Annotated in this window: 11 protein-coding genes, 1 other RNA gene and 1 pseudogene; 12 read left to right on the forward strand and 1 reads right to left on the reverse strand. The window is 73.2% G+C overall.

Annotated features, from left to right (window positions below):
* Positions 1-56: 56 nt before the first annotated feature.
* Complete coding sequence (locus tag ABD361_RS30020) at positions 57-251, reverse strand: hypothetical protein (protein WP_344440101.1); 195 nt, start codon at positions 249-251, stop codon at positions 57-59.
* A gap of 297 nt (positions 252-548) precedes the next feature.
* On the opposite strand from ABD361_RS30020, the gene ftsE reads away from it, so the two are divergent.
* From ftsE to ABD361_RS30080, 12 genes and pseudogenes are all read left to right on the forward strand, one after another.
* Positions 549-1,238, forward strand: coding sequence for a cell division ATP-binding protein FtsE (gene ftsE / locus ABD361_RS30025; RefSeq protein WP_344440103.1), 690 nt, complete (start codon positions 549-551; stop codon positions 1,236-1,238).
* Between the two features lie 30 nt (positions 1,239-1,268).
* Positions 1,269-2,180, forward strand: a complete 912-nt coding sequence (ftsX, locus tag ABD361_RS30030; RefSeq protein ID WP_344440105.1) for a permease-like cell division protein FtsX — start codon at positions 1,269-1,271, stop codon at positions 2,178-2,180.
* Positions 2,181-2,260: 80 nt separating this feature from the next.
* The gene (locus ABD361_RS30035; RefSeq protein WP_344440107.1) at positions 2,261-3,502 is read left to right on the forward strand and encodes a S41 family peptidase; all 1,242 of its coding nucleotides are present in this window, start codon (positions 2,261-2,263) and stop codon (positions 3,500-3,502) included.
* Between the two features lie 18 nt (positions 3,503-3,520).
* The gene (gene smpB, locus ABD361_RS30040) at positions 3,521-4,006 is read left to right on the forward strand and encodes an SsrA-binding protein SmpB (protein ID WP_344440109.1); all 486 of its coding nucleotides are present in this window, start codon (positions 3,521-3,523) and stop codon (positions 4,004-4,006) included.
* Positions 4,007-4,105: 99 nt separating this feature from the next.
* Positions 4,106-4,475: a transfer-messenger RNA gene (gene ssrA / locus ABD361_RS30045) on the forward strand.
* Between the two features lie 136 nt (positions 4,476-4,611).
* Positions 4,612-5,820, forward strand: a complete 1,209-nt coding sequence (locus tag ABD361_RS30050) for a hypothetical protein (protein ID WP_344440111.1) — start codon at positions 4,612-4,614, stop codon at positions 5,818-5,820.
* Between the two features lie 40 nt (positions 5,821-5,860).
* Complete coding sequence (locus tag ABD361_RS30055) at positions 5,861-6,442, forward strand: flavodoxin family protein (protein WP_344440113.1); 582 nt, start codon at positions 5,861-5,863, stop codon at positions 6,440-6,442.
* Positions 6,443-6,537: 95 nt separating this feature from the next.
* Positions 6,538-7,137, forward strand: coding sequence for a CGNR zinc finger domain-containing protein (locus ABD361_RS30060; RefSeq protein WP_344440115.1), 600 nt, complete (start codon positions 6,538-6,540; stop codon positions 7,135-7,137).
* A gap of 127 nt (positions 7,138-7,264) precedes the next feature.
* On the forward strand, positions 7,265-7,804 hold the full coding sequence (locus ABD361_RS30065; RefSeq protein WP_425583365.1) for a sigma-70 family RNA polymerase sigma factor: 540 nt from the start codon (positions 7,265-7,267) through the stop codon (positions 7,802-7,804).
* The gene (locus ABD361_RS30070) at positions 7,801-8,538 is read left to right on the forward strand and encodes a zf-HC2 domain-containing protein (protein WP_344440117.1); all 738 of its coding nucleotides are present in this window, start codon (positions 7,801-7,803) and stop codon (positions 8,536-8,538) included. Before ABD361_RS30065 ends, ABD361_RS30070 begins: the two co-directional genes overlap by 4 nt.
* 169 nt (positions 8,539-8,707) lie before the next feature.
* Positions 8,708-10,996, forward strand: coding sequence for a HelD family protein (locus tag ABD361_RS30075; RefSeq protein WP_344440119.1), 2,289 nt, complete (start codon positions 8,708-8,710; stop codon positions 10,994-10,996).
* Between the two features lie 453 nt (positions 10,997-11,449).
* Positions 11,450-11,591: pseudogene (locus ABD361_RS30080) on the forward strand (NAD-dependent malic enzyme); the annotation flags it as partial.

Raw genomic sequence — 11,591 nt, forward strand, 5'->3', positions numbered from 1 at the left:
CCGGGACGCCATGGCGTCCCGGGCCCCGGCCCATGCAGCCCTGTGGGCGCGCGCTCCTAGCCGGCGAATCCCCGTGCGAGCACCGTCAGCGCGACGAGCACCACCAGCAGCGCGATCAGCGCCGCCGGCGTCAGTGCGCCGAAGATGCCTTCCTGGTGCTGCAGCCGCTCGCGGCTCGCCCGGCAGACCGGGCACCTGCCCTCACTGACGGGAGCCGCGCAGTTGGCGCACACCAGCCGGTCGCATGTCATGCGAAGTCCTTCCTCCGGTAGGTCCAACGCGCGGGAGAGCCATGCGGTTCCCCTTACCACTGTGCCAGCTTCCCCGCCGTCCGGCGCGTCCGGTCCGGTGACGCGCGAAAAGAGGAGCAAATGTGCTCGGTTTGTCCCCGATGGTGTCGGTCGCCGACGCGGCGCTGACGCCCCTCGGCGGACCCGCCGCCGCGGGCCGACTGCGCGTGCACGGGCGGTTCGGTAGGGTCACGCTCACCGACGGAGCCGCGAAGGCGGCGTTCCGTGCCGCTACCCAGGCCGACACGTGGTGCACTCGTGATCCGATTCGACAACGTCTCCAAGACCTACCCCAAGCAGAACCGACCGGCACTCCGGGACGTCTCCCTCGAAGTCGAGAAGGGCGAATTCGTCTTTCTCGTCGGGTCCTCGGGTTCCGGGAAATCCACGTTCCTGCGCCTTCTGCTGCGCGAGGAGCGGGCCACCCACGGACAGGTGCACGTGCTGGGCAAGGACCTGGCACGGCTGTCCAACTGGAAAGTGCCGCACATGCGCCGGCAGCTCGGCACCGTCTTCCAGGATTTCCGGCTGCTGCCCAACAAGACGGTGGCGCAGAACGTGGCCTTCGCGCTGGAGGTCATCGGAAAGCCGCGCGGCGAGATCCGCAAGGCCGTGCCGCAGGTCCTGGAACTGGTCGGGCTCGGCGGCAAGGAGCAGCGGATGCCCGGCGAGCTCTCCGGCGGTGAGCAGCAGCGCGTGGCGATCGCCCGGGCGTTCGTCAACCGCCCCCTGCTGCTGATCGCCGACGAGCCGACCGGCAACCTGGACCCCCAGACGTCCGTGGGCATCATGAAGCTGCTGGACCGGATCAACAGGACCGGCACCACGGTCATCATGGCCACCCACGACCAGCAGATCGTCGACCAGATGCGCAAGCGCGTCATCGAGCTCGAGCAGGGCCGTCTCGTGCGCGACCAGTCGCGCGGCGTCTACGGCTACCAGCACTGACACCGCACGGAAAGGCACCGGGAAGACGCCATGCGCGCCCAGTTCGTCCTGTCGGAGATCGGCGTCGGTCTCCGCCGCAACCTCACGATGACCTTCGCGGTCATCGTCTCCGTCGCGCTCTCCCTCGCCCTCTTCGGCGGCTCCCTGCTCATGCGCGAGCAGGTGAGCACGATGAAGGGCTATTGGTACGACAAGGTCAACGTCTCCATCTACCTCTGCAACAAGAACGACGCGGAGTCCCAGCCGGCCTGTGCCAAGGGTGCGGTCACGGAGGAGCAGAAGAAGCAGATCCGTGCCGACCTGGAGAAGATGCCGGTCGTCCAGAAGGTCCAGTTCGAGACCGCGGACGAGGCGTACAAGCACTACAAGGAGCAGTTCGGCAAGTCGCCGATCGCCGGCTTCCTGACCCCCGACCAGATGCAGGAGTCCTTCCGCGTCAAGCTCAAGGACCCCTCCAAGTACAAGGTCATCTCCAGCGCCTTCTCCCAGCGGGCCGGCGTCCAGGAGGTCGAGGACCAGCGCAAGACCCTCGAACCGCTGCTCAACCTCCTCAACGGCATGAACCTCGCGGCGCTGGGCGTCATGGCGCTGATGCTCGTCGTGGCCCTGATGCTGATCGTCAACACCGTGCGCGTCTCGGCGTTCAGCCGCCGGCGCGAGACCGGCATCATGCGCCTGGTCGGCGCCTCCAGCTTCTACATCCAGATCCCCTTCATCATGGAGGCCGCCTTCGCCGGGCTGCTGGGCGCCGGTTTCGCGGGGGTGCTGCTGGTGTGCGGCCAGTACTTCCTGGTGAACAACTGGCTCGCCCACCAGATCGACGTCGTGCAGTTCATCGGCTGGGACGCGGTGCTCACCAAGCTGCCCCTGGTGCTGGCCATCGGCCTCCTGATGCCCGCGCTGGCCGCCTTCATCGCCCTGCGGAAGTACCTCAAGGTCTGACACCCGCAGCGGATCCGCGCCGAGGGCGCCGTACGGTCAACTCACCGTACGGCGCCCTTCGGTGTCCTAGACTCACGCGCATGCCCGGCCCCACGAGGAGTGTCACGGCGTACGTCCCGCCGCGCCGCGTCAGGCGCGCGGGCGCCCTGACGCTGGTCTTCGCGGGCGTGGTCGCGGCCGGCGCCGCCACCGGCGCCTGGGGCGTGGTCTCGCGGCCGCACGAGGGGTCCACCACTGCGGCGCGCGACGGCGAGCGCACGGCCGCCCGGCCGGCGGGCTCCCTGCCCGCGGCCCGCGGCGGGGTCGACCGCGGCCCGCTCGACGACGCCGCCGCGCGGGCCCGGGCGGACGGCAAGTCCGGTGCGGACGCCGCCGCGGAGGTCCTCGGCCGCAGCGGCGACACCTGGAGCGCGGTCTACAGCGCCCGGGAGTACGAGGGGTTCGCGCTCGCCCTCGACGGCGCCTACGTCGGCGTCGGCCTGACCGTCCGGCGCGCGGGCGGCGGGGTGATCGAGATCGACGGGGTCCGCCCGGGCGGGCCGGCCGAGCGGGCCGGCCTCGTCCCCGGCGACCGCCTGCGCACCGTCGACGGCGCCGAGGTGACCGGCCGGCCCGTCACCGAGGTGGTCTCCCTGCTGCGCGGCCTCGCCCCCGCCGGCGCCGGCTCCTGCGTGCGCCTCGGCCTGGAGCGGGAGGACCGGCGCTGGGAGCGCACCCTGCAGCGGGAGCGGCTGGTCACCCCGAGCGTCCAGGTCGAGCGGGTGGACGGCGAGGACGAGGCGGCGCCCGCCACCGTGATCAAGGTGGCCGCCTTCACCCGGGGCACGGGCGAGCGGGTGCGCGATGCGGTGCGCTCGGCCGCGCCGGGGGAGGGGGTCCTGCTGGACCTGCGGGGCAACTCCGGCGGGCTGATCACCGAGGCCACGACGGCCGCCTCCGCGTTCCTCGACGGCGGCCCCGTGGCCACGTACGACATCCGCGGCCGGCAGCACGCGCTGCGGGCCGAGCCGGGCGGGGACACCCGCCGGCCCCTGGTGGTGCTGGTCGACGGCGGCACCATGAGCGCCGCGGAGCTGCTGGCCGGGGCCCTGCAGGACCGCGGCCGCGCGATCGTCGTGGGCGCGCCCACGTTCGGCAAGGGCTCGGTGCAGATGCCCACGCGGCTGGCCGACGGCTCCGTGGCCGAGCTCACCGTGGGCCACTACCGCACGCCCTCGGGGCGGGCCGTCGACGACAGCGGCATCGTGCCCGACCTGGTGGTGCGCGAGGACGCCGAGCACCGGGCCCGCACGGTATTGAGTGGCCTCGGGGGCGGGTCGTAGTGCGAGAATGACGACGCTATGGCTAAAGAGACAGGTCGCAAGCTGATCGCGCAGAACAAGAAGGCGCGGCACGACTACCACCTCCTGACCACGTACGAGTGCGGCCTGGTGCTCACCGGCACCGAGGTCAAGTCGCTGCGCCAGGGCCGGGCCTCGCTGGTGGACGGCTTCGTCCACATCGACGGCGGCGAGGCGTGGCTGCACAACGTGCACGTCCCGGAGTACAGCCAGGGGACGTGGACGAACCACAGCGCCCGGCGCAAGCGCAAGCTGCTGCTGCACCGAGCGGAGATCGACAAGCTCGCCTCGAAGGCGGACGAGACGGGGCACACGATCGTGCCGCTCTCGCTGTACTTCAAGGACGGCCGGGCCAAGGTCGAGATCGCCCTGGCCAAGGGCAAGAAGGAGTACGACAAGCGGCAGACCCTGCGCGAGAAGCAGGACCGCCGCGAGGCGGACCGCGCCATCGCCTCGGCCCGCCGCCGCCAGCGCGCCAAGGGGTGACCCCGCGGGGAATACGCTGGCACCGTCGTGCGTTGGTCACGTACGATGGGCGCATCGCACACCGGCAGGTCCGGGGTGCGCACCTTGAAAAAACAACATGGGGATGATCGGTTTCGACAGCGGATGTCGAAGCAGGGGAAGCGAGCCGAGGAAGCGGCAATGATCTCGTAAACCATATGTCGCAACCAATAATCGCCAACACCAAGCGCGATTCCTTCGCCCTCGCTGCCTAAGTAGCGACCTGCGAAGTGTCAGCCCGGGACTGTTCCCGACCCGGATCCTGGCATCATTGAGGGAACTAAACCACTGGGCCCGGCCACGGGGCCTGGTGGGAAACCACACAGTGGCTGAGCCCGTCGGAGACTTGTCCGTGTGATCTCCGGGGCCGAGAAAATCGCAGCGGACTGCGCTCGGAGAAGCCCTGGTTCTGCACCGTTGGACGCGGGTTCGATTCCCGCCATCTCCACTCATCCCATGGTGGAAAAGCCCCTGGCCTCGCGGCCGGGGGCTTTTTTGCGTCCCGGAGCAGGTCTCGACGGGCGGTACCCCGGGGAGAAGTTCGTCACTACCGTGAACGACAGGGGGTGGCCGTGAAGGCGGAGCGGATGCGAGCGGCCCTCGCGCTGGCGGGCGCGGGGGTGCTGTGGCTGGGCGTGCAGGGCGGGCCGGCCGTCGCCGCCGGCGAGAGCCCGGGCGGGGTGCACCTGCTGCTGGGCGGCGCCTTCGGCAGCCGGCCCGGCGAGCTGATCGACGTCGACGTGCGGGGGCTGCGGGCCGGCGCCGGGCAGGTCACCGTCACCTCGCCCGCCTTCGCCCGGCCCGTGCGCCTGGCGCCGTACGGCGATGCCGGCGGGCGCGGATTCCATGCGCGCCCCGCGGTGGCGATGCGCGCCGCCCCGGGCTCGTACCCGCTGCGCGTGCACGCCGGCGGGCGGGTGGTCGCCGAGGACCGGGTGCGCGTCGAGGCGGCCCGCCGGCCGAGCTTCACCGTCTCCGCCCGGAGGGAGGTGCGGCCGGGGGAGCGGCTCGGGCTGTTCTTCGACGATCTCTTCCCGGGCGAGAGGGGCGACGCCTTCACCGTCACCTCGCCCGTCCTGCGCTCGCCGGTGCGCCTGCGGCACGATGCGCACGGCGAGGACTGGCACAACCCGCGGATGTTCACGGCGCCGGCCGTCGTGAAGCCCGGGGCCGGGGACGGCACGTACAAGGTGACGCTGACCGGGCCCGGGGGCCGCAGGATCGCCGAGCGGCCGCTCGTGGTGCGCGCGGCGCGGCCGGGGGACGGCGACTGGACCGGCAGGGTGCGCGGACCGGCGTTCTTCCGTCCCTCCGCCCACCCGGAGGACGCCCGCGCAGCCGGCCACCGGGTCGCGGCCGGCGGCACCGTCAACGTCCTGTGGCGCGACGCCTCACCCGATCCGGGGGAGGAGGAGAGCCTGACGGCCGCCTCGCCCGCCTTCGAACGCTCCGTCGCCCTGCGGCGGGACGACAGCAAGGCCGGCGACGGCGACGACCCCCGCTACTTCGGTGCGGCCCGCGTCCGCCGCGCCCTGGCGCCGGGGAGCTACCCGGTGACGGTCGTCAGCCACCACGGGCGCGTCCGGCGCACGGGGCAGCTGCTGGTCACCTCGCCCGCGGTCACGGCCACCGTGGCACCGGCCGCGCACGGCGGCCCGGACCGCACGACGCTGGTCGTGGCGGTGGTGGCGGCCGGCACAGGCGTCGCCGTGCTGGCCGCAGGAGCGGTGGGGCTGGTGCTGCGCCGCCGCACGCGACCGCAGGCTGTGAAGGGGGCGGCGGACCCTCCGTCATGAGGCCGGGAATGGTGGCCTGTTGAACGGCGTTGACCAGCGCATGACTGAAAATGACCGGAGCTCCGGCTTCGCGGGCCGTAGTTTTCTCTTCCTCCTGGGCAGTGGTCGCGAAGGCGGCAACACCGAGGCGCTCGCCCGCCACGCCGCCGCCCAGCTGCCGCAGGACGTCCCCCAGCGCTGGCTGCGCCTGAGCGAGCACCCCCTGCCCCCCTTCGAGGACCCGCGCCACACCGAAGCGGGCGTCCCCGCCGAGTTGTCCGCCTCCGAGCGCCTGCTGCTGGACGCCACCCTCGACGCCACCGACCTCGTCATAGCCTCCCCGCTGTACTGGTACAGCGTCTCCGCCTCCACCAAGCTCTACTTCGACCACTGGGTGAACTGGCTCGTCCTGCCCGGCGCGGACTTCAAGCAGCGGATGGCCGGCCGCACCCTGTGGGGCATCACCGCCGCCAACGGCGCCGCCAAGCCCGGCATCACCGACTCCTTCACGGGCATGCTGAGCGCCTCCGCGGAGTACATGGGCATGCAGTGGGGCGGCACCCTCCTCGGCCAGGGCAACGCACCGGGCGACGTCGAGGCGGACAACGACGCCCTCCTGGCGGCCAAGTCCTTCTTCTCCTAGGACCTTTCCCGCACGGGCCGTTCTTCCCGTGGGCCGTGCCACGGGGGCACCCTGGAGGCGCGGGGCAGGATCCGTGAGGGGAAAGGGTGACACCCATGGCACCGGCAGCGGCCCCCGGCGGCCCGTACGGCCTGCGGTTCGACTGCGGCAGACTCTGCCTCGACCTGCTGGCCACGGCACAGCCCGAGGAACGGCTCGACAGCCCCCGCCGGTTGCGTGCCTGGCTGCTCGGCGCCGGCATCGTCCCGCACGGCACCCCGCTGGAGGCGGTGGACACCGCCTGGCTCGCCCGCTTCCGGGCCGCCCGCGCGGTGCTGCTGCGCGTCGTGCAGGACGAGGTCGACGGCCGTGCCGCCGACCCCGACCTGCAGACGGTCAACGCGCTCGCCGCCGCGTCCCCGCCCGCGCCGCAGGCCGGCCGCGACGCGGGCGGCCTGCTCGTGCGCAGCCTCGCCTCGGCGGTGGACTGCGACGCCCTCCTCGGGCAGATCGCCCGGGACGCCGTCGAACTGCTCACCGACCCCGCCGCCCGCGGCAGGCTGCGCCGCTGCGCGGGCCGCAGCTGCTCCCTGGTCTACCTCGACACCTCGCGCGGGCACCGCAGGCGCTGGTGCTCCAGCGAGGTGTGCGGCAACCGCGAGCGGGTGGCCCGCCACCGGCGGCGGGCCGGCACGACCCAGGAGCCGAACAGGTAGTCCGCCGTGCACGGCACGGCCAGGCACCGTCAGCCGGTGCAGCCGGCCGCGGACCGCACCGCCGCTGAACGGCCGCCGGCTGCCGCCCGTACTCCCTCTCGACGCGCTATCGACCCAGGGGGAAGACGTGCGCAAGGATGCCGCCGTGGCCGACAGGACCAGTCCCGACGAGGAGCTCATGCGGTCCCTCTACGCCGAGCACGCCGGCCCGCTGCTGGGCTTCGTGCTCCGGCTCGTGGCGGGCGACCGGCAGCGGGCCGAGGACGTCGTCCAGGAGACGCTGCTGCGCGCCTGGCGCAACGCCGACCGGCTGCGCGGCGCCACCGGCTCCGTACGGCCGTGGCTCGTCACCGTCGCCCGGCGCATCGTCATCGACCACCACCGCAGCCGGCAGGCCCGGCCGCCCGAGGCCGACGCCGCGCCCCTCGAACTGCTGCCCGCCGCCGACGAGATCGACCGCGCCCTGCGCCTGATGACCCTCTCCGAGGCCCTGGGGGACCTGACCGACGCCCACCGAGAGGCCCTCATCGAGACCTACTTCAAAGGACGCACCGTGAGCGAAGCCGCCGAAGCCCTCGGCATACCCGCCGGCACCGTCAGGTCCAGGGTCTTCTACGCCCTGCGCTCGCTGCGGCTCTCGCTCGAGGAACGAGGAGTGACGCCATGAACCGCCCGGCAGCACCGGACCCCGGGCACACCGCGGTCGGCGCCTACGCCCTCGGCACCCTGGACGCGGCCGAGGCCGCCCGCTTCGAGGAGCACCTCGCCGGCTGCGAGCGCTGCGGCGCCGAACTCGACGGGCTCATGGGCCTCGCCCCCCTGCTCGCCGACCTCAAGGAAGCCACCCCCGACCCGGCCGCCCCGACCCCGCAGCCGCCCCCGCGGATGCTGGACGCGCTGCTCGACGAGGTCGGCGCCACGCGCCGCGCCCGCCGGACCCGCCGGCTGTGGCTCGTCGCCGCGGCCGCCGCGCTGATCGTCGCCGGCCCGCTGGCCGGAGCCGCCCTGACCGGCCACGACACGCCCGGCCACAGCGGAGCCGGCGCCGCCCGGCAGATGTACGAGGAGGGCGACAAGAAGGGCGCCGTCGACCCCGCGACCAAGGTCGACGCCACCGTCTCCCTGCAGGACAAGCCCTGGGGCACCCACGTCGCCCTCAAACTGGGCAACGTCAGGGGCCCGCTGACCTGCGACCTCGTCGCCGTCGGCCGCGACGGGCAGGAGCAGACGGTGACCACCTGGGCCGTCCCGGCACCCGGCTACGGCCTGGACAAGGGCGACAAAGCGGACCGGGAGCCCCTGTACACCCACGGCGGCGCCGCCTTCAACCGCGCCGACATCGCCCGCTTCGAGGTCCGCACGCTCGACGGCCGCCGCCTGGCGACCGTCCCCCTGGAGTGACCGAGGGCGCTTCGTCAACGGGTGACACTCGTGGCAAACCCCTCATGTCCTGACAGGTGCGTCGGCACCCCTGTTCGCGTACGGTTGACGGCTGCCCTACGCACAGCAGAAGGGGGCCTGGGTGGCCGCGCAGAACGCCACGGACGCGCGAGTGGCGACAGGACCGGCGATGGAACCCGACGGGGTCCGCGACCGTGAGATCGGTGCCGAACAGCACCATCTGGACCGGGTGTACCGGCGTCTCGAGGAGAAGATCCACGAGGCGGAGTTCCTCATGGACGACGCCGCCAAGCGCGGCCAGGTCGGCACGCCGGGCGCGCTCGCCGAACGGGACGCCCAGGTGTTCCGCGCCGGCGTCCACCTCAACCGGCTGAACAGCGAGTTCGAGGACTTCCTCTTCGGCCGCATCGACCTGCTGCGCGGCAAGGACGGCAAGAAGGGCCCCGACGGCGCCTACACCTCCGTCGAACCCGCCGACGACGCCGTCCACGGCGACCGCGCCGAGATCGCCGAAACCCTCCACATCGGCCGCCTCGGCGTCCTCGACGCCGACTACTCCCCGCTCGTCATCGACTGGCGGGCCCCGGCCGCGGCGCCCTTCTACCGCGCCACCCCCGTCGCCCCCGGCCGCGTCGTGCGCCGCCGCGTCATCCGCTCCAAGGGCCGGCGCGTCCTCGGCGTCGAGGACGACCTGCTGCGCCCCGAGCTCACCACCACCCTCGACGGCACCGAGCTGCCCGTCGTCGGCGACGGCGCCCTCATGGCCGCCCTGGGCCAGGCCCGCAGCCACACGATGCGCGACATCGTCTCCTCCATCCAGGCCGAGCAGGACCTGGTCATCCGTGCCCCCGCCGCCTCGGTCACCGAGGTCGAGGGCGGCCCCGGCACCGGCAAGACCGCCGTCGCCCTGCACCGCGCCGCGTACCTGCTCTACCAGGACCGCCGCCGCTACGCCGGCGGCATCCTCGTCGTCTCCCCGACCCCGCTGCTCGTCGCCTACACCGAGGGCGTCCTGCCCTCCCTCGGCGAGGAGGGCCAGGTCGCCATCCGCGCCGTCGGCTCCCTCGTCGACGGCGCCGAGGCCGAGGTGTACGACGAGCCGGCCGTCGCCCGCGTCAAGGGCTCCTCCCGCATGGTCAAGGTGCTGCGCAAGGCCGTCCGCGGCGCCCTGGAGATCCCGCCCGCCGGCACCGAGGTGCCCGAGCGGCTGCGCGTCGTCGCCTTCGGCGCCCGCGTCGAGCTCGACGCCGAGGACCTCGGGCGCATCCGCCAGAGCGCCCTCGGCGGCACCGCCCCCGTCAACCTGCTGCGCCCGCGCGCCCGCCGGCTGATCCTCGACGCACTGTGGTCCCGTGCCGGCGGCCCCAGGCGCTACACCGACCCCGAGCTCGCCGCCGAGGCCCGCTCGGCGTTCGACGAGGACATCACCACCGAGGACTCCTTCACCGCCTTCCTCGACGCCTGGTGGCCCGAGCTCACCCCGCGCCGGGTGCTGGCCTGCCTCGCCGACGACAAGCGGCTGGGCCGCTTCTCGCGCCGGGTGCTGGGCCCGCGCGAAGTGCGGCTCGTGGCCCGCTCGCTGCGCCGCCTGGACGCCGCCGGCACCGGCCCGCTCTCCGTGCACGACGTGGCCCTCCTCGACGAGCTGGAGACCCTGCTCGGCGTGCCGCCGCGCCCCCGCCAGCCCCGCGAGATGGACCCGCTGGACGCGCTGACCGGCCTGGAGGAGCTGATGCCGCAGCGCTCCGAGACCCGCCGCGAGCGCGCCGAGCGGCTGGCCCAGGAGCGCCGCGACTACGCCCACGTCATCGTCGACGAGGCCCAGGACCTCACGCCCATGCAGTGGCGCATGGTCGGCCGCCGCGGCCGGCACGCCACCTGGACGATCGTCGGCGACGCGGCCCAGTCCTCCTGGTCCGACCCCGACGAGGCGGCCGCCGCCCGCGACGAGGCGCTGGGCACCCGCCCCCGCCGCCGCTTCGAGCTCACCGTCAACTACCGCAACCCCGCCGAGATCGCCGAGCTGGCCGCCAAGGTGCTGGCCCTGGCCATGCCCGGCATGCGCGCCCCCCGCGCCGTGCGCTCCACCGGCATCGAGCCCCGCTTCACCGTGGCCGGCGACGACCTCGCCGGCCGCACCCGCGACGAGGTGCTGCACCTGCTGGCCGACGTCGAGGGCACGGTCGGCGTCGTCGTCCCCATGGGCCGGCGCGAGCAGGCCCGCGGCTGGCTGGCCGGCCTCGGCGAGCGGGTCGTGGTGCTCGGCAGCCTGGAGGCCAAGGGCCTGGAGTACGACGCGACGGTCGTGGTCTCGCCCGCCGAGATCGCCGACGAGTCCCCGGCCGGCCTGCGGGTGCTCTACGTGGCCCTGACCCGCGCCACGCAGCGCCTGACGGTGCTGTCGGGGGAGCGGGACGACCCGGACGAGCACGGGGTGCCCGACCTGCTGCGGGACTGACGGGGAGGGGCTCCCGGGCCGGGTGCGCGCCTGCGCCATCCGGCCCGCTCGCGGCACCCGATCTGACGTTCTGCGGGTGGAAGGCCGCCTGACGGAATGACTTCGCGGGCGGGTTTGTTAGCCTGGATGCGACACCGGCTCGATCCAAGCCCCCGGGCCCAACCTTAGTCGCTACGAGCGACCACTTGCCGCGAGGCGAGCATGGCGGGTCGGTGTCGTCAGCTTGGTACGACGGGCGTTCTTTCCTTCGGGATCCTCCGGGATCCTCTGGGAAAGGACGCCCGTCGGCATTTTTCCTCCCGTATTCCGGAAGATTTCTTTCAAAAACCGAGGCTGGTTACCCCCTACCGACGGGTAGGTGGGACGATCGGACGTCCCGCACCCCGGTGCGCGGATGTCGCGTCCTCGTGACGCGCGCTACAGCGAAACAAGCGAAAGCAGAGGAAAGCGGCCATGGCAACGGCGCCTAGCGTCTCGTACTCGATGACGGTCCGGCTGGAGGTTCCCGCGAGCGGGACCGCGGTCAGCGAGCTGACCACGGCCGTGGAGTCCTCGGGCGGGTCCGTCACCGGCCTGGACGTGACCGCCTCCGGCC

The organism is Streptomyces luteosporeus, from assembly GCF_039532865.1.
Classification (GTDB): Bacteria; Actinomycetota; Actinomycetes; order Streptomycetales; family Streptomycetaceae; genus Streptomyces; species Streptomyces luteosporeus.

Coding starts and splice junctions, on each gene's coding strand:
- ABD361_RS30020 (WP_344440101.1), bottom strand. CDS start 251: ATGACATGCGACCGGCTGGTGTGCGCCAACTGCGCGGCTCCCGTCAGT.
- ftsX (WP_344440105.1), top strand. CDS start 1,269: ATGCGCGCCCAGTTCGTCCTGTCGGAGATCGGCGTCGGTCTCCGCCGC.
- ABD361_RS30035 (WP_344440107.1), top strand. CDS start 2,261: ATGCCCGGCCCCACGAGGAGTGTCACGGCGTACGTCCCGCCGCGCCGC.
- smpB (WP_344440109.1), top strand. CDS start 3,521: ATGGCTAAAGAGACAGGTCGCAAGCTGATCGCGCAGAACAAGAAGGCG.
- ABD361_RS30050 (WP_344440111.1), top strand. CDS start 4,612: ATGCGAGCGGCCCTCGCGCTGGCGGGCGCGGGGGTGCTGTGGCTGGGC.
- ABD361_RS30055 (WP_344440113.1), top strand. CDS start 5,861: ATGACTGAAAATGACCGGAGCTCCGGCTTCGCGGGCCGTAGTTTTCTC.
- ABD361_RS30060 (WP_344440115.1), top strand. CDS start 6,538: ATGGCACCGGCAGCGGCCCCCGGCGGCCCGTACGGCCTGCGGTTCGAC.
- ABD361_RS30070 (WP_344440117.1), top strand. CDS start 7,801: ATGAACCGCCCGGCAGCACCGGACCCCGGGCACACCGCGGTCGGCGCC.
- ABD361_RS30075 (WP_344440119.1), top strand. CDS start 8,708: ATGGAACCCGACGGGGTCCGCGACCGTGAGATCGGTGCCGAACAGCAC.